Below are 16,649 nucleotides of genomic sequence, written 5' to 3' on the forward strand. Positions count from 1 at the left end.
GCGCGGCTTGCCAGCGGCCGGGCGGAGGCTGGGGCCGTTCCAGCAGAGCCAGAACGAGGAGGACGGTTCCATGTCCCAGCAGCACTCGGTGTCCCGGCAGGCGTCCCCGCCGGGGCGTCCGGCCCCGGCGGGGAGAACGGCGTGGTCGCGCTGGCGGCGGACGGTGCCGGCGGTGGTGACGGTGTCGGGTCTGGCCATGGGGTTGGCGGCGCCCGCGGTCGCGGCTCCCGCACCGGCACCGGTGGTGGTCGAGGAGGGCGCCGAGTCGCAGCGGGCCCGGTTGACGGAACTGGCGCGGCAGCTCGTGGCGGCGGGAGCGCCGGGGGTGATCGTCCGGGTGGACGACGGCCGCGGCCGGCCCGTCGAGATCGTCGAGCAGGCCCCGTGGGCCGCGCGGGACCAGCGGCTCAGGGCCGGCGACGAGTTCCGGATGGGCTCCAACACCAAGACCATGATCGCCACGATCGTGCTGCAACTGGTCGCCGAGAGCAGGCTCGCCCTGACCGACCCGGTGGAGAAGTGGCTGCCGGGCCGGGTCCCGAACGGCGCGGCGATCACGCTGCGGATGCTGCTGAACCACACCAGCGGCCTCTTCGACTACACCGAGGACGGCGCCGTCCTGGGCTCGATCCTCGGCCAGGACCGGCGGCGGTGGACCTCCACGGAACTGCTCGCCCTGGGCGTACGGCACGAGCCGCTGTTCGCCCCCGGCGCGAAGTGGTCCTACAGCAACACGAACTACGCCGCGGTCGGCGCCGTCCTCGAAGCGGTCACCGGCGCGAGCCCGGCCGACCTGATCCGTGACCGGATCGCCCGGCCGCTGGGCCTGTGGCACACCTACCTCGCCACGGACTCCCGCTGGCGCGGCCGGTACGCCCGCGGGTACGAACCGGACGCCGCCCACATGCCGGCCGGCGTGCCCGCCGAGTTCCGGGTGGTCGCCGGGCCGGGCCGGGACGGCCACGTCGACACCTCCGGCAACAACCCGAGCTGGGGCGGAGCCGCCGGGGCGGTGGTCTCCACGGCGCAGGACTGGTCCCGCTTCTACACGGCGCTGATGTCCGGCAGGCTCCTGCCGGCGGCCCAGCTCGACGAGCTGCGCACCACCGTGCCGATGGATCCGGAGGATCCGGAGGGAGCCGGGTACGGGCTGGGCATCGAGACGGGGGCCACCCCGTGCGGCACGGTCTGGGGCCACGGCGGGGGGATCACCGGGTACAGCAGCGGCAACCTCACCGACGGGACCGGTGGGCGCACCTCCACCGTGCTCGTCCCGACGGAGTTCCTGTTCGAGTTCGGTGCCGATCAGCGGCTGCTGGAGGCCGACCGGGCGCTCCGGACGGCGGTGATCTGCACGATGTTCGGCAAGCCGGTTCCGGCCCAGGCCCAGGCCGGGGCCGCGGCCGAGACCCCGGCGGGTGCGGTGCCGTCCGTCACGGGCGTGACTCAGACGGGCTGATCCGGCCGACCGGACTGCCCGGGCCGACCGGCCCGACCGGTCAGCCCCGGGCGGGCTCCGGGCGCGGCGACGACCGCCGACGCGAGGCCCCTGGCCTCGGTCCGCGGCATCGCCGCGCCCGCGGCGCGCGCCGCCGCGAACCCGTCGCCCAACGCGGCGGCGGCCCGCCGCTCGACCCCGCGGACGACGGCGTCGCCCAGGTCGTCCGGGCCCCGCAGCACGGCGGCGGCCCCGAGCAGCCGGGCCGCGCTCGCCGGCCGGTCGCGGCCGAGCTCGATCCCGGCGACCGCGGCCACGATCCCGGCCGCGGCCGGGGTGTCCCGGGCCAGCATCAGGTGCACCGCCGGGTGGTCGAGCCGTCGGGCGGCGTCCTCCGGGCGGCCCTCCGCCGTGTCCGCCTGGGCGAGGACCGCCAGCAGCAGGGCGGTGAGGTGCGACGGGACCGCCCGGCCGTCGGGGGACTCGGCCAGCGCGATCCGCGCGTGTTCGCGGGCCGGCCCCGGCCGTCCGGCCAGCCACTCCAGCCGGGCCAGGCCCAGCCGGACGTGCGCCCGCGGCTCGGCCGCCCCGGCCCGTGTCACCTCGTCGAGCAGGCCCTCCAGGAGTCGCCGCCCGCCCTCCACGTCCCCGGCCTGGGCGATCGCCAGCCCGGTCTGCACGTCGTTCTCGATCGAGTACTCCCGGATGTCGAGCTCCTGGAAGTACCGGGCCGCCTCCTCGTTCAGGGCCAGTGCGCCGGACGGGTCGCCGGACCGCTGCCGGATCGACCCCAGGGTGCTCAGCGTGGTCGCCGCGCCCCACCGTTCCCCGAGCTCCTCGAAACCGGTCCGTGCGCGGGCAAGCAGCTCCGTCGCGCCGGCGAGGTCGCCGGTGCGCATGGCCAGCAGGCCCCGGACCATCAGCCCGAACGCCCGGCTCCAGGGGTCCCCTCCAGCCCCTCCCCCCTCCGCCGGCGGACGGGAGGAGCACCCTGCGTCCGCGGCGTCCGGGCCGCCCGCCGGGCCCGGGGGCGGTGCCGGCCGGGCGGCGGCGACGGCCGACCGGGCCATCTCCAGCAGGGGATGGACACCGGGGTCGATGCCCTCCACCGCGCGCACCATCCGGTGGAAGGCGGCCTCGGCCTCGTGGGGCGGGCCGACGGCCTCGGTGCCCAGCGTGTGCGTCACGACCACCAGTGCCCTGGCCACCGGATCGGCCGGCCCGGGCATCGCGAGCACCTGGCCGAGCAGGTCCAGCGACTCGGGCGGGTTGCCCCGCATGGTCCAGTACCAGCACAGTGCGGCGCCGAACCGGACGGCCGTGGCGGCGTCCCCGGCCTCGACCGTCCGGCGCACGGCGGTGAACAGGTTGTCCCGCTCGGCCGACAGCCGTGCCAGCAGGCGCAGTTGGTCGCGGGTGCGCAGCCGGGGCTCGGCCCGTTCGACCAGGTCGAGGAGGAATCCGGTGAGGCGTGCGCGGACGGCGCCGGTCTCCCCGCGCCCGGCGAGCTGTTCCAGACCGTACTCCCGGACGGTCTCCGGCATCCGGTGGCGCAGCTCGCCGGTGTCGGCGGACCAGACCGGGTGGAGCAGCGACTTGTCGGCGAGACCCGACAGCAACTCCTCGACGTCGTCCGCCCGATGGGGGTCGGACCCGAAGACCGCCCGCGCCGCGTCCTCGGCGAAGCTGCCGGGGACCACCGCGAGCCGCTCCAGGAGCGCCCGCTCGTCGTCGGCCAGCAGGTCCCAGCTCCAGGCCACCACGGCGCGCAGGGTCCGGTGGCGGGGCAGCGCGGTGCGGCTGCCCCCGGTGAGCAGCCGGAACCGGTCGTCCAGGCGGGCCGTGACGACCTCGATCGGCAGGGTCCGCAGCCGGGCCGCCGCCAGCTCGATCGCCAGCGGCAGGCCGTCCAGGCGGCGGCAGATCTCGATCACCGCGGGCAGGTCGTCGTCCACGGTGAAGCCGGGGCGGACCGCGCCGGCCCGGTCCTGGAACAACCGGATCGCCGCACAGGCCCGGGCCTGCGGGGCCGGCGCACCCGGTTCGGGCAGGTCCAGGGGGAGCACCGGGTGGAGGGTCTCGCCGTCGATCCGCAGCGGTTCGCGGCTGGTGGCCAGGATCCGCAGCCGGGGGCAGCGGCCGAGCAGGGAGCCGGCCAGCGCGGCCGCGGTCTCGATCACGTGCTCGCAGTTGTCGAGGACGAGGACCAGGTCGTCGTCCGCCACGGTCTCGGCCAGGCGGTCCAGGATCTCCCCGGGCGAGCCCGGACCGGTGTCCGGGGACGCCCCGGACGGCCGGTCCGGGGCCGGAGGGCGTTCGGGCGGGTCGACGTCGCGCGCCCGGAGGGTGTCGAGTGCGGCGCGCGCCACCCCGTCCGGGCCGACCGGCGCCAGGGCGACGAACCACACGCCGCAGGACGGCGTGAGCCGGTGTCCGGCGGCGCCGGCGAGCCGGGTCTTGCCGGAGCCCCCGGGACCGACCAGGGTGACCAGCCTGGTCCGGTCGAGCAGGTCGACGACCCGGCGGACGTCCTCCTGACGGCCGATGAAGCTGGTCAGCGGAGCGTCCAGGTTCCCGTGGACCCGCGATCGGCGGAACGGCCGGTGCGCGTCCGGGCGCTGTCGCTGCGGGGGGACCTCGCCGCGCAGCACGGCGAGGTGGGCCGCCTGGAGCCGGGGCCCGGGGTCGCTGCCGAAGGTGTCGGCGAGCCGGTCGCGCAGCCGCTGGTAGGCGGCCAGGGCTTCGGCGGGTCGGCCTGCGGCGGCGAGCGCGCGGATCAGCTGGGCGTGCAGCCGTTCGTGGAGCGGGTGGCCCGCCGTCAGCGACTCCAGCTCGGCGACCAGGTCGGGGCCGGGGCCGAGCGCGAGTTCGGCCTCGATCCGGTCCTCCGTGGCGGCCAGCCGCACCCGTTCCAGCCGTGCGGCCTCGGTGTCGCCGAACGGTGCCTCGCGGACGTCCGCGAGGGCCGGGCCGCTCCACAGCCCCAGGGCCTCCCGCAGCGTCGCGACGGCCTCGGCGGGCCGGTCCTGGGCGAGTGACTGCCGCCCGGAACGCGCCAGCCGCTCGAACCGGACGGCGTCCACCGCGTCCGGTTCGACGGTGAGCCGGTAGCCGGCCGGCCCCGCGGTGAGCAGCGCGGGATCACCCAGGACGCGACGCAACCGGGACACCAGCGACTGCAGCGCGTTCGCCCGGTCCGCGGGCGGCTCCCCGGCCCACAGGGACTCGACGAGGGTCTCCGGCCGGACGCCGCGCCCGGCGTCCAGCGCGAGCCGTGCCAGGAGTGCCCGTAGCCGGGGACCGCCGACCGGTGTCGGGCCGGCGCCGAGGTCCAGCACCAGAGGTCCGAGGAGATCGACACGCACGCGCCCACTATCGCAGCAGCGCCTGTTCGACGGTCAAGCCGGTCCGGTGGGCGGCCGGATCCGTGCGAACGGGACGGAGGCACCGCCGTGGGTGCGGTGCCTCCGGGCCTTCGATCGGGTCAGGCGCGCGCGAGGACCCACGCGCCGAGGCCGCCGCAGCCGGACGCCTGGTAGGAGGTGGAGCGGAAGCCGGGCGGGATGGGCGAGCCCGGGCAGGTCCACAGGCCGACGCGCGCGATGTTGTGGCGCCACGATCCGGCGCCGGAGCAGCCGTTCTGGATGTAGTCGGTGCTGACGTACCCGGCGACGACCGGCGAGCCGCCGCACGTCCAGATCCCGTCCTTGGCGAGGTTGTGGCGCCAGGAGCCCACGCCGGCGCAGCCGTTGCGGATGTGGTCGGTGATCACGTACCCGGTGACGACCGGCGAGCCGCCGCAGGTCCAGATCCCCTCGCGGACGAGGTTGTGGCGCCAGTTCCCGATGCCGTTGCAGCCGCTCTGCGTGTGGTCGGTGGTGACGTACCCGGTGACGACCGGCGAGCCCGAACAGGTCCAGATCCCGTCCTTGGCGGGCTCCTGGTACCAGGAGCCGCGGCCGCTGCAGCCGCCGCGCTCCCACGCGGTGACGACCCATCCGGGGGTGATGGCCTCGCCGGAGCAGGCCCACCTGCCGGAGGCCGCCGACGTCTGGGCCGCCGCGCTCGACACCCCGGTGGTGGTGCCGGCGAGGACGAAGGCGGCCATGAGCGCGAGGACGCCCAGGGTGGCGCCGAGTCCCCGGCGGGCGATCCCGCGGAGGGTCGAGGTCGCCAGACGCTTCCACAATTGACGCTCGTGCATGGTCAATTCACTCCAGTCCTGTCGAAGAGCACGCTCGATACGGCTCGTTGGTCGGGAAACCGGGCGGTGGAACGGCCTCACCCTACGCGGAGATCCTGTGCCTGTGGTGTGCTCATGGAGTGGAGTGCCCATTGTGGCCGGAAATGTGACATGAACGCGGCCGTGCGGGAGGCCCGCCCGCCCGCACGGCCGCGTCCGGGTCCGGGCGGGGTCAGGCGGGGAGGTCCTCGGCGGTGGGGACGCTGAGTCCGAACAGGTCGGTGACGGTGGTCAGGGCGGCGGACCGGAGCGCCGCGGCCGGCAGCACGGTGCCGTCCGGACCGGTCAGCGCGCGGGTGGCGGTGGCCGCGGCGACGACGGTGGGCCGGTAGCCGCGGTGGAAGGCGCCCTGGGCGGTGAAGGTGACGCACATGTGGGTCATGAACCCGGCCAGGACGAGGTCCTTCCCGCCGCCCGGGGCGAAGCCCAGGTCGGTGAGGGTCTCCTCCAGCGTGGTGGCGTGGAACGCGTCGGGGAACTGCTTGACCACGACCGGCTCGCCGTCGACCGGGGCGACCTCGTCGCTGAGGGAACCGATGTCGGCGCGGATGTCGTAGGGGGTGCCCTCGCCGCCGTCGTTGACGATGTGGACGACCGGTGTGCCGGCGGCGCGGGCGCGCTCCAGCAGGCGGGCGGCGGCTGCGAGGGCCTCCTCGGCGCCCTCCAGCGCCATGACGCCGGTGCGGTAGGTGTTCTGGAAATCGATCATGATCAGGGCCGATTCGCCCAGCCGCGGCGGCCGGTTGTCCAGGCCGATCACGTCGCGCAGGGTCGTGGAGGGGGTCGTGGCGGGGGTGCCGGTGGTCATCGTGGGGCCTTTCGTCGGACGAGTGGATACGAGGGGCCGGGCGCGGGTGCGCCCGGGGAAGGGGCAGGCCGGGTGGGGGCAGGCCCGGAGACGGGCCTTCCCGGAGGGGGACATGGCGGGCCGGCCCGCCGCGCGTCAGGCCGGCGCGGGGGCGGACGGGGCGGTGGCCGGCGTGGTGGTCGGACGGGCCGGTGGTCAGACCGTCCGGGTGCGGAAGCTGCGGCGGTAGGCCGCCGGGGTGGTGGCGAGCTGCCGCCGGAACGCCCGGTGCAGCGTCTCGGCGGAGCCGAGCCCGGACGCGGACGCGACCAGGTCGAGCGGATCGTCGGTGGCCTCCAGCGCGCGCCGGGCCGCCTCGACGCGGGCCGCTTCGACGTACGCGCCGGGAGTGGTGCCCGTCTCCTGTTTGAAGACGCGGGCGAAGTGCCGCTCGCTGAGGCACATCCGGGCGGCCAGCGCCGGCGCGGACAGCTCCTCGTCGAGATGGTCGGCGATCCAGAGGCACAGCTCGTCGATGTCCCGCCGGCCGGCGGGAGGGCGGCTGAGCGGGACGGAGAACTGGCTCTGCCCGCCCTGCCGCTTCAGGTACACCACCAGCTGCCGGGCCACCGCCAGGGCGGCCTGCTCGCCCAGGTCCTCGGCCACCAGGGCCAGCGAGAGGTCCAGGCAGGCGCTGATCCCGGCCCCGGTCCACAGCCGGCCGCGGTCGGTGCGGACGAAGATCGGGTCCGGGTCGACCGTGACGTCCGGGTGGTCGGCGGCGAGCTGGTCGGCGGTCGACCAGTGGGTGGTGGCGGTCCTCCCGTCCAGCAGGCCGGCCGCCGCCAGCAGGTGCGCGCCCACGCAGACCGACGCCACCCGCCGGGCGTGCGGGGCGGTCTCCCTGACCCAGGACACGACGGCGTCGTCGATCCGGGCGCGCGGGCCGTCGTCGGTCATGTCGACCGCGCCCGGCACCAGCAGGGTGTCCACCTGCCCGCCGACGTCCTCGAAGGCCACGTCGGTCAGCAGCCGCACTCCCGCCGACGTGCGCACCGCACCGACGGTCGGCCCGGCGAGGCGGACCCGGTAGCCGGCGCGGCCCGCGGTCTCCCGGTTGGCCAGCGCGAAGACCTCGGCCGGGCCGGTGACGTCGAGGAGGTCGACGTCGGGGAAGACCGCGATGACGACACGGTGCGGAGTGGGCATGCGTTCATCCTCGCCCGGTGCGGCCGGTGGCGGCAATGACGGTTCCCTGTCACATTCGGACACGGTCCGCGCCGCCGCCCCTCCGCCCCTCCCCGCAGACCAGGGGCGTCCGGCCGCCGACGTCCGGCCAGGGGCGTCCGGCCGGGGGTGGCTGTCGTGCCCGGCCGCTAGGGTGCCGTTCATGCCATCGCTGATCGACGCCGTCCGTGAGCACGACGAGGCCGCCCGCTTCCTGGCCTGGCCGGGCGACTTCGAGCTCGACCGGAGGGACCACGTCGAGGACGTCCACCTCGCGTCGGGCGCGGCCCTGGAGGGTTTCGCGGGCGACGGCGCCGGCGGCACGTACTTCTTCTGCGGGACCGGCGGGGAGGAACGTCCGGTGCTCTACGCGGATTCCGAAGGCGGTGCGGCGCTGGTCGCGATCGGCCTGCCCGAGCTGCTGAAGCTCCTCCTGGTCGCTCCCTGGTGGCGCGACTGCCCCTCGTTCACCGCGGAGGAGAGCGCGGAGTCGGCCGCCGAGTACCTGGCGGACCTGCCGGACCTGGCGGCGCGCCGGGACGACGCGGCTGCGGCGCTCGGCCTCGACCTTCCGGGCGAGACCGAGGTCCTGGCCCGTCTCCGCGAGGTGGCCACCGGGGCGGGCGGCGACTTCGTCCTGATCCTCACGTCGGAGGGCACCTCCTACGAACCGCTGATCACCGGCTGAGCGAGGTCGGTGCGCCGCTCACCGCTCCCCGGCCGCCCCGGCCCCGGTCCGGCTGCGCCGGGCCGACGCAGGGCCGGCGCTACTCCGCTCCGGTGGCGTCCGGGAAGGAGTGGTGTTCGTGCGCGACGACCCAGCGGCCGTCCTCCTTGCGCAGGCCCAGGGTGAGCCGCAGGCGCTGCGCGGGCCGTTCGGCGAGGTCCGCCGGTGTGCCGCAGCGCAGCAGGGCGTGGGCGAAGGCGACGTCCGCGCCGGCCGTGACGTCGAGCGCCTCGATCTCGAACGCGGCTCCCTGGGCCTGCCACTCGAAGAACGGCGGCCAGGTGTCGCGGTACGCGTCGATGCCCCGGACACCCTCGTACGGCGGCGGCACGTCGAACATCACGATGTCCCGGGCGTGGTCCGCGAGGACGCCCGGGAGATCGCCCCGGTGGACCGCCGAGGCCCAGTCCTGCACCAGCGCCCTGATCCGGTCTTCCTCGGTCGTCATGGTCAGGATGCTGCGCCCCGCGCGGTCGGCCCGCAACGGCAGCGGGAGCCGCCTGCCGGTTCCCGCTGCCGGTCCGACCGCCCCGCGCCGTACCGCCCCGGCCCGCGCCGTACCGCGTCGGGCCGCACCGCGGGGGCGTGCGGTACGGCCCCGGAACGGTCGGACCGGGGCGCGCGGTCAGGTGCGGGCCGGGGCCGGGGGCGAGGGGACGGCCTCCGGTGCGGGGCGGGCCGGAGGCGAGTGGCGGAACCGGTGCACGGCCGCTATCACGAGTCCGGCGGCGAAGGCGAGCACGTGGCCGACGGCCGCCACCGCTCCCTCGCCGAGCCCGTCGAGCAGGGCGGGGGCGGCCACGAGCAGCATCACCAGCCACACCGCCCGCCACCACACCGGACGGGCCCGGAGGACAGCCACCGTCATCGCCGCGACCACGACGTAGGACGGGCCGGTGTCCAGCGTGTGGGCCTCGGAGGCGGGCAGCGCGCCGTGGTCGATGCGCCACCAGACCAGCGCCTCCGTCAGCAGGGTCGCACCGACCTGCGCGAGCGCCAGCGACACCACCGCGCGGCGGGCGCCGAGCGCCGAGACGACCGTGCACACGGACAGCGCGAACACCGGCCACACCCAGGGGCTGTCCTGCGGCACGAACGCCGACACCACCAGCGACTCGACCGGATGGCCGGACGGCCAGGGGTGCAGGTTCGCCAGATTGGTCGACGCCCATTCCCGCAGCGCCAGCACCCGATCGGGCGGCAGCAGCACCAGGACGGGGCACATGACGGACAGGGCGGCCACGTACCAGGCCCCGGGATTGCGAACGATCCGGCGGATCACGACGGCCTCACTCCCCGCCCGGCCGCCCGGCTAGCGGGCACGCCGCCGCGGCCGGCCGCCGACGGCCACGGCCGCCCCGGCGGTGACCGCGCAGACCGCCACCGCGCCGGAGGCCATCAGCCCGCGCCGGGAGCGCCAGGACAGCACCGACCAGCGGGAGCCGGCCGACAGCAGCGAGCCGAGGCTCAGCCATGACCCGGCCGAGAGCGCGGACAGTGCCGAGCCGGCCGAACCGACGGACAGCACGCTGCCGACCGAGCCGATCGACAGCACGGACCCGACCGAGCCGATCGAGAGGACCGAGCCCACCGAGCCGACGGACAGCACGGAGCCCCTGGGCCGGCGCGCCGAGCGGGCCGCCGGTGCCGTGACCGGTGCCGTGACCGGGGGCGAGGATGCGTTGCGTTGCGACATTCGCCGATCGTATGCCGCCGTTCCACGCGCCGTCATGACGGCGGGTCGGGCGCGGCCCTCCCGGTTGCCGGGGTCACCGGTGCAGGTGGGCCAGGGCCCCGGCGGGGACGGGGTAGGGGCGTTCCACCGGCAGGAGCCGGCGAGCGCCCTCCGGATCGCCGTCGCGTACGCACTGCCGGATCCGGTGGGCGAGCGCCGTCACGTCGGTGACGGCGACCGTCCACTCCTCCGCGTACCGGTGGGCGGCGATCCCGGCGAGGCCGAGCTGGAGCGAACGGTACGGCAGCGGTTGCAGGTCCAGATCACGTTCGGGATCCCACTGGACCCGGGCGGGCGCACGCCGCAGCAGGCTCTTCCAGGTGGCGCGGTCCGGGTGCAGCCCGCGTTCGTAGTGCGTCGGGCAGGCGTGCTCCAGCGCCCACTCGAACCCCTCGCGGCCGATCTCGACGGCGAGGACGGTCTCCTGGCCCTCCTTCGTCCCCCACCCCGAGCGGTACATCATCCAGAGGAAGGAGGGCTTGACCCACGTCATGCGGTCCCGTTTCCACTGGGCGGGGAAGCGGCCGTCGCGGGCCGCCGGGAGGCCGATCTCCGGCGGGTACGCCTGGTAGACGGTGACGGTGGACGCCGTGTGGGCGGCGCGGATCCGGTACGGGGGTTCTGCCATGGCACCCACCCTGGCGGCGCCGCCGTGCCGGGTGCCAGCGAATTACCGGGCGCGCGGCCCGCCGCCACCGGGGGCCGGCGGGAGCCCCGGACGCCTCCGCCCGGCGGACCGGGGGCCCGCCGGACCGGGCGCGCACGGCGTCCTGGCGGGCGGGCCGGGGCTGCCGTACGGTCGGTCGGTGTGACCCCCGACCAGGCACACGTGAACCGGATCTTCCTCCCCGGGACCTACGCCGACGGCGTGCCGTACGAGCTCTTCCGGGAGCTGCGCGCGCAGGGGTCCGTGTGGTGGGTCGAGGAGCCGGCGGTGGGGGCGTGGCCGTCGGGCCCCGGGTACTGGGCGGTGCTGCGGCACGCGGACGTGAAGCACGTGCTCCGCAGCCCGGACGTGTTCTCCTCGCACCTGGGCGCGACGCAGATCCGGGATCCGGGTACGGCGGCGGACCTCGACTTCGCCCGGACGATGATGCTCAACCAGGACCCGCCCGACCACTCCCGGCTGCGCCGCATCGTCGCGGGAGCGTTCACCCCGCGTACCCTCCGCGAGCTGGCCGCCGACATCGAGCGGCACGCCGCGGACGCCGTCCGGCAGGTGCGCGCCCGGGGCGGGACGGACTTCGTCCGGCTCGCGGCCGACCTGCCGGTGCGGACGCTGGCCCGGGTCATGGGTGTCCCGGAGCAGGACCGGCAGCTGTTGCAGGACTGGGCGAACCGGGTGATCGGCTACCAGGACGCCGACTACGCCGACTCCCGTACGGTCGACCCGGAGACGCTCACCGACCTCGGCCGGGCGGCGCTCGCCCACCGCCCCGTCGGCCGGACCGCCCCGGACGGGCGCCCGGTCGACCCGCGTTCGCGTGCCGCCCTCGCCGACATGTTCGCCTACGCCCACGCCCTCGCCGAACGGCCGCGTCCGGGAAGCCTGTTGGCCCGGATGCGGGAGGGCGGGCTCGGCGTCGCGGAGTTCGAGACCATGTTCTTCCTGTTCGCGGTGGCCGGCAACGAGACGGTGCGCAACGGGCTGCCGGGCGGTGTGCACGCGCTGCTCAGCCACCCCGAGCAGTACCGACTGCTGGTGAGCCGACCGGAGTTGACCGCCTCGGCGGTCGAGGAGATGCTGCGCTACTGGCCGCCCGTGGTGGACTTCCGGCGCACCGCCACCCGGGACGTCGGGATGGGCGGCCGGCGGATCCGCCGCGGCGACAAGGTGGTGGTCTACCACGCGTCCGCCAACCGCGACGAGGCGGTCTTCCCGGACCCGGACCGCTTCGACGTCACCCGCACCCCGAACGACCACGTCAGCTTCGGTCACGGCCCGCACTTCTGCGTCGGCGCGCAGCTGGCGCGCCTGCAGATGACGGCGCTGCTCCGTCAGGTCCTCACCGAACTGCCCGGCCTGGCGCTGGTCCCCGGTGCGGCGCCGGCCCGTCTGGTGTCGAACTTCCAGAACGGTCTCAAGCAGCTGCCGGTCCGGTGGCACCTGCGCGACTGACGGCGGCGTCCGGACGCCGGCCGGCCCCCGGGGTGGCCGGCCGTCGGCGCGCCACCGGTCCGGGCAGCCGCCCGCCGAAGGGGTTGCCGGCCCTGCGTCGCAGCCTCGCGGTGAACCCGGGCTCTGCCATCATCGCCGTGTCGGGTTCGGTGGATCTTCTGAGTGGAGTGGAGTGGCTGTGGCAGAGCGGCAGAACGGCACGGTGAAGTGGTTCAACGACGAGAAGGGCTACGGCTTCATCACTCCGGAGTCCGGACCGGACCTGTTCGTTCACTTCCGGGCGATCCAGGCGGAGGGCTTCAAGTCCCTGTTCGAGGGCCAGCAGGTGACGTTCGTGGCGGTCGAGGGCGAGAAGGGGCTCCAGGCGGGCGAGGTCCGGCCGGAATAGCCCGCCGACCGGCCCGCCGTCACCCGCCGACCGGCGGGGTGGCCGGCCGGGTGGGGGTGGCGGTCACCGACGGACCCGTGGGACCGGAGGGGCAGGAGGGGCCGGGCGAGCCGGCGGGGTGCCAACGCTGCTGAATCGTACGGAAGTTCGGTGCTCCTCGACTATTGGTAGGAAACTTTACTTTCTACTACGCTGTCGGCTGGCGGCTTGGCGCGGCGCCCCTGCCGGACGGGGCGTGACGCGCTCAGTGAGAGCTCTGTCCCGGCCGCCGCGGTGGTGCGGTTGCCGCTTGGCCGGTGGCGTCGTGTGTGGTGCGCGCCGGTGTCCAGCTCTCACCGTTTCTCAAGGTCAGGGAGTCCAGGGATGCGTCTGGGTGTCTCGGCAAGGCCTGTTCGTGTCGGAGTGTTCGCCGCCGTGCTCACGTTGCTCGGCGGCCTGTTGCTCGGCTGGTCCGGGCGGGCGGGAGCGGCGGCCGATCCGCTGATCTCGCAGGGGAAGCCCGCGACGGCCTCGTCCACGGAGGGGTCGTCGTACGCGGCGGGGAAGGCGTTCGACGGGAGTGCCACCACGCGGTGGGCGAGCGTGGAGGGGAAGGACCCGCAGTGGCTGCAGGTGGACCTCGGCGGGAACGCCGGCGTCGGCCGCGTGAAGCTGAGTTGGGAGGCCGCGTACGCGAAGGCGTACCGGCTGGAGGTGTCGTCGGACGGGGTGACCTGGACGACGGTGGCCGAGGAGAAGGCCGGCAACGGCGGGACGGACGAGTGGACGGGGCTGGCGGCCAAGGGCCGCTACGTCCGGATCCACGGAACGGCGCGCGGGACGTCCTACGGGTACTCGCTGTTCGAGATGGAGGTCTACGGGGTGCTGGACGGCGGGCCGCCGCCGGGCGGGGCGTTCACCGTGGTCGCGGCGGGTGACATCGCCGCGCAGTGCACCGCCTCGGACAGCGGCTGCGCGCACCCGAAGACGGCCGCGCTCGCCCAGCAGATCAACCCGAAGTTCTACCTGACGATGGGTGACAACCAGTACGACGACGCCCGGCTGTCGGACTTCCGGAACTACTACGACAAGACCTGGGGGGCCTTCAAGGCGAAGACCCGCCCGGTGCCGGGCAACCACGAGACCTACGACCCGGCCGGTTCGCTCGCCGGGTACAAGTCCTACTTCGGCAGCATCGCCTACCCGCAGGGGAAGAGCTGGTACAGCTTCGACGAGGGCAACTGGCACTTCGTCGCGCTGGACTCCAACGCCTTCGACCAGAGCGCCCAGATCGACTGGCTGAAGGCGGACCTGGCGGCCAACGCGAAGAAGTGCGTCGCCGCCTACTTCCACCACCCGCTGTACTCCTCGGGCGGGCACGGCAACGACCCGGTCTCCCGGCCGGTGTGGAAGATCCTCTACGGCGCCAGGGCCGACCTGGTGCTGAACGGGCACGACCACCACTACGAGCGGTTCGCCCCGCAGGACCCGGACGGGAAGGCCACCGCGGACGGGATCGTCGAGATCGTCGGCGGGATGGGCGGTGCCGAACCGTACCCGATCGAGCAGGTCCAGCCGAACAGCCAGAAGCGGATCAGCGGTGACTACGGCGTGCTGAAGCTGGACTTCACCGACTCCGGGTACGGCTGGAGCTACGTCGGAACCGACGGCCAGGTCAAGGACAGCAGCCCGAAGTACAGCTGCCACTGATGATGTACCTGGCCACCACCGGCCGCCGTCCGGACGCGCCGCCCCGCCCCGCGGGGGTGGGGCGGCGCGTCCCCGGCACGGTCATCGCGCTCGGAGCGGTCAGCCTGGTCACGGACGTCTCCTCGGAGATGGTCACCGCCGTGCTGCCGCTCTACCTGGTGCTGGGGCTCGGCCTCTCACCACTCCAGTTCGGTTTCCTCGACGGGTTGTTCAACGGGGCCACGGCGCTGGTCCGGTTGCTCGGCGGCAGGCTCGCGGACCGGGGCGGCGGCCGGCACCGGACCGTCGCCGGGGTCGGCTACCTGCTCTCCGCACTCTCCCGGCTCGGGCTGCTGCTGGCCGGTGGTGCGGCGGGCGGGATCGCCGCCGCGCTGACCGCCGACCGGCTCGGCAAGGGCGTCCGGACGGCCCCGCGGGACGCGCTGATCTCGCTCAGCGCACCGCCGGAGGCCCTCGGCCGGGCGTTCGGCGTGCACCGGGCGATGGACACCACCGGGGCGATGCTCGGACCGCTCGTCGCGTTCGTGGTGCTGTGGGCGACGGCGGACGCGTACGACGCGGTGTTCGTGGTCAGCTTCGCCGTCGGACTGCTCGGCGTGCTGGTGCTGGTGCTGTTCGTCCCGGCCGGGGCGGCGGTGCCTGCGGTGCCTGCGGTCGTCCCGAAGCCCGCCCGGACGAAGCCCGCCCGGAGGAGGGGCGGGGCACTGCGCGATCCGGTGTTCCGGCGGGTGGTCACGGCCGCCGCACTGCTGGGGGCCGCGACCATCGGCGACTCCTTCGTCTACCTGCTGCTCCAGCGGGGTCTGGACCTGCCGCCCGTGCTCTTCCCGCTGCTGCCGCTCGGCGCGGCGGCGTGCTACCTGCTGCTGGCCGTACCGGCGGGCCGGATCGCCGACCGGGCCGGGCGGCGCGTCCCGTTCCTCTGCGGGCACGGCGCCCTGCTCGCGGCCTACCTCACCCTGATGCTGGCGCCGGGGTGGCCGGCCGCGGTGCTCACCCTGGTGCTCCTGGGCGTCTTCTACGCGGCCACGGACGGCGTCCTGATGGCGCTCGCCGGGCCGGTGCTGCCGCCGGAGGGACGGGCCGGCGGGCTCGCCGTCCTGCAGACCGGCCAGGCGCTGGCCCGGCTGGTCGGCGCGGCCGGGTTCGGCGCGGCCTGGACGTGGTGGGGTCCGCGTCCGGCCCTGGCGGTGAGCGCACTCGCGCTGGCCGCCGCACTCGCCGCCGCCTGGCGGATCCTGCCGGGAAGGGAGGTCGCGTGAAAGCGCGTTCGACGGTGCTGGTCCTCGCCGTCCTGGTGCTGCTGGGCGGCTCGCTCGGGTACGTCCTGCATGCCAGGCAGCGTGGCGGCGGGCCCCAACTCGTCGCGGCCGAGAGCTCGTTCAGCCTGAACGAACCCGGACTCTACTACCGGGACACCGCCACCGGCCGGGTCGCCCGCAGCCAGGGGGCGCCGGACGGGCCGTCCTGCGCCCGGTTCTACGCCGCGGGGGACCGGGCACTGTGCCTGCGGGCGCTGCCCGGTGTCCCGGCGCGGACCCAGGCGGTGGTGTACGACCGGCGGTTCACCGAGCTCCAGACGGTGACGGTGCCCGGCATCCCGAACCGGGCCCGGGTGTCGGCCTCCGGACAGCTGCTCTCCTGGACCACCTTCGCCGTGGGGGACTCGTACGCGGCGGGCACCTTCTCCACCCGGACGTCGATCCTGGACCTGCGCACCGGCTACCTGGTCAAGTCGATCGAGTCCGTCCCGCTGACCGTCGGCGGCACCCGTTACCACGCCGCCGACGTCAACTACTGGGGCGTCACCTTCGCCGCCGACGACAACCGCTTCTACGCCACCGTCTCGACCGGCGGCCGGACCCACCTGGTCGAGGGCGACCTCCGGGCGTGGACGGCCCGGACGCTGCGGGAGAACGTCGAGTGCCCGTCGCTGTCGCCGGACGGCACCCGGATCGCCTTCAAGAAGAAGGTCTCGGCCGACCCGGCCGCGCCCTGGCGGCTCCACGTCCTGGAACTCGACGGGATGCGCGAGCACCCGCTGGCCGAGTCGCGCAGCGTGGACGATCAGGCGGCCTGGCTCGACGGGGAGACGCTCGGCTACGCGCTGCCGGGCCGGGACGGGAAGGGCACCGACGTCTGGGCCGTCCCGGCGGACGGCGGCGGGGCGCCGCACCTGCTGGTGCCCGGCGGCTCGTCGCCGGTGGCCGTGCCGGCGGCGCCGGGCTGACCCGCCGGACCGGCGGTACGGCGGAGCGGCGGTACGCGGACGGGCGGTGGCCACCCTGATCGGTGG

General features: G+C 75.2%; 15 protein-coding genes. 7 read left to right on the forward strand and 8 right to left on the reverse strand.

Features of this window, described 5'->3' with window-relative positions:
- The first annotated feature begins 70 nt into the window (after positions 1-70).
- Positions 71-1,459: a serine hydrolase domain-containing protein gene (locus tag ACFWIC_RS33985; RefSeq protein WP_380520776.1), complete on the forward strand. Its 1,389-nt coding sequence runs from the start codon at positions 71-73 to the stop codon at positions 1,457-1,459.
- Here ACFWIC_RS33985 and ACFWIC_RS33990 read toward each other — a convergent pair.
- The 4 genes from ACFWIC_RS33990 to ACFWIC_RS34005 form a co-directional block, all read right to left on the reverse strand.
- Positions 1,447-4,803, reverse strand: coding sequence for a BTAD domain-containing putative transcriptional regulator (locus ACFWIC_RS33990; RefSeq protein ID WP_380520777.1), 3,357 nt, complete (start codon positions 4,801-4,803; stop codon positions 1,447-1,449). The genes ACFWIC_RS33985 and ACFWIC_RS33990 overlap by 13 nt on opposite strands.
- 119 nt (positions 4,804-4,922) lie before the next feature.
- Positions 4,923-5,642, reverse strand: a complete 720-nt coding sequence (locus ACFWIC_RS33995) for a hypothetical protein (RefSeq protein WP_355409111.1) — start codon at positions 5,640-5,642, stop codon at positions 4,923-4,925.
- A gap of 211 nt (positions 5,643-5,853) precedes the next feature.
- On the reverse strand, positions 5,854-6,489 hold the full coding sequence (locus ACFWIC_RS34000; protein WP_355409110.1) for an isochorismatase family protein: 636 nt from the start codon (positions 6,487-6,489) through the stop codon (positions 5,854-5,856).
- A gap of 195 nt (positions 6,490-6,684) precedes the next feature.
- Positions 6,685-7,677, reverse strand: coding sequence for a DJ-1/PfpI family protein (locus ACFWIC_RS34005; protein WP_329881741.1), 993 nt, complete (start codon positions 7,675-7,677; stop codon positions 6,685-6,687).
- A gap of 181 nt (positions 7,678-7,858) precedes the next feature.
- Between ACFWIC_RS34005 and ACFWIC_RS34010 the strand changes: the two genes are divergently transcribed.
- Positions 7,859-8,383, forward strand: coding sequence for a hypothetical protein (locus tag ACFWIC_RS34010; protein ID WP_380362689.1), 525 nt, complete (start codon positions 7,859-7,861; stop codon positions 8,381-8,383).
- Between the two features lie 79 nt (positions 8,384-8,462).
- Here ACFWIC_RS34010 and ACFWIC_RS34015 read toward each other — a convergent pair whose 3' ends face one another.
- From ACFWIC_RS34015 to ACFWIC_RS34030, 4 genes are all read right to left on the reverse strand, one after another.
- On the reverse strand, positions 8,463-8,870 hold the full coding sequence (locus ACFWIC_RS34015) for an SgcJ/EcaC family oxidoreductase (RefSeq protein ID WP_329881742.1): 408 nt from the start codon (positions 8,868-8,870) through the stop codon (positions 8,463-8,465).
- A gap of 177 nt (positions 8,871-9,047) precedes the next feature.
- Entirely contained in the window at positions 9,048-9,704 is a 657-nt protein-coding gene (locus tag ACFWIC_RS34020; protein WP_380362687.1) for a rhomboid-like protein, read from the reverse strand.
- A 30-nt stretch (positions 9,705-9,734) separates the two neighbouring features.
- Positions 9,735-10,118: a hypothetical protein gene (locus ACFWIC_RS34025; protein WP_380520778.1), complete on the reverse strand. Its 384-nt coding sequence runs from the start codon at positions 10,116-10,118 to the stop codon at positions 9,735-9,737.
- A 73-nt stretch (positions 10,119-10,191) separates the two neighbouring features.
- Entirely contained in the window at positions 10,192-10,785 is a 594-nt protein-coding gene (locus ACFWIC_RS34030; protein WP_355404144.1) for a DUF4291 domain-containing protein, read from the reverse strand.
- Positions 10,786-10,965: 180 nt separating this feature from the next.
- On the opposite strand from ACFWIC_RS34030, the gene ACFWIC_RS34035 reads away from it, so the two are divergent.
- The 5 genes from ACFWIC_RS34035 (at position 10,966) to ACFWIC_RS34055 (ending at position 16,583) form a co-directional block, all read left to right on the forward strand.
- Positions 10,966-12,276, forward strand: coding sequence for a cytochrome P450 (locus ACFWIC_RS34035; protein WP_380520779.1), 1,311 nt, complete (start codon positions 10,966-10,968; stop codon positions 12,274-12,276).
- Between the two features lie 178 nt (positions 12,277-12,454).
- Entirely contained in the window at positions 12,455-12,664 is a 210-nt protein-coding gene (locus ACFWIC_RS34040; RefSeq protein WP_329951161.1) for a cold-shock protein, read from the forward strand.
- A 414-nt stretch (positions 12,665-13,078) separates the two neighbouring features.
- The gene (locus tag ACFWIC_RS34045) at positions 13,079-14,353 is read left to right on the forward strand and encodes a discoidin domain-containing protein (protein ID WP_380362680.1); all 1,275 of its coding nucleotides are present in this window, start codon (positions 13,079-13,081) and stop codon (positions 14,351-14,353) included.
- Positions 14,354-14,355: 2 nt separating this feature from the next.
- Positions 14,356-15,615 (forward strand): MFS transporter, encoded by a 1,260-nt coding sequence (locus ACFWIC_RS34050; protein WP_380520782.1) that lies wholly within the window; start codon positions 14,356-14,358, stop codon positions 15,613-15,615.
- The gene (locus ACFWIC_RS34055; RefSeq protein WP_380520780.1) at positions 15,612-16,583 is read left to right on the forward strand and encodes a TolB family protein; all 972 of its coding nucleotides are present in this window, start codon (positions 15,612-15,614) and stop codon (positions 16,581-16,583) included. The genes ACFWIC_RS34050 and ACFWIC_RS34055 overlap by 4 nt, the downstream gene beginning before the upstream one ends.
- Positions 16,584-16,649: the final 66 nt, after the last annotated feature.

The organism is Kitasatospora sp. NPDC127035 (genome assembly GCF_042726075.1).
Classification (GTDB): domain Bacteria; phylum Actinomycetota; class Actinomycetes; order Streptomycetales; family Streptomycetaceae; genus Kitasatospora.

What these genes read in the sequence shown, in the direction of transcription:
- ACFWIC_RS33985 (WP_380520776.1), top strand. Translation starts at nt 71, where the DNA reads ATGTCCCAGCAGCACTCGGTGTCCCGGCAGGCGTCCCCGCCGGGGCGT.
- ACFWIC_RS33995 (WP_355409111.1), bottom strand. Translation starts at nt 5,642, where the DNA reads ATGCACGAGCGTCAATTGTGGAAGCGTCTGGCGACCTCGACCCTCCGC.
- ACFWIC_RS34000 (WP_355409110.1), bottom strand. Translation starts at nt 6,489, where the DNA reads ATGACCACCGGCACCCCCGCCACGACCCCCTCCACGACCCTGCGCGAC.
- ACFWIC_RS34005 (WP_329881741.1), bottom strand. Translation starts at nt 7,677, where the DNA reads ATGCCCACTCCGCACCGTGTCGTCATCGCGGTCTTCCCCGACGTCGAC.
- ACFWIC_RS34010 (WP_380362689.1), top strand. Translation starts at nt 7,859, where the DNA reads ATGCCATCGCTGATCGACGCCGTCCGTGAGCACGACGAGGCCGCCCGC.
- ACFWIC_RS34015 (WP_329881742.1), bottom strand. Translation starts at nt 8,870, where the DNA reads ATGACGACCGAGGAAGACCGGATCAGGGCGCTGGTGCAGGACTGGGCC.
- ACFWIC_RS34025 (WP_380520778.1), bottom strand. Translation starts at nt 10,118, where the DNA reads ATGTCGCAACGCAACGCATCCTCGCCCCCGGTCACGGCACCGGTCACG.
- ACFWIC_RS34030 (WP_355404144.1), bottom strand. Translation starts at nt 10,785, where the DNA reads ATGGCAGAACCCCCGTACCGGATCCGCGCCGCCCACACGGCGTCCACC.
- ACFWIC_RS34050 (WP_380520782.1), top strand. Translation starts at nt 14,356, where the DNA reads ATGTACCTGGCCACCACCGGCCGCCGTCCGGACGCGCCGCCCCGCCCC.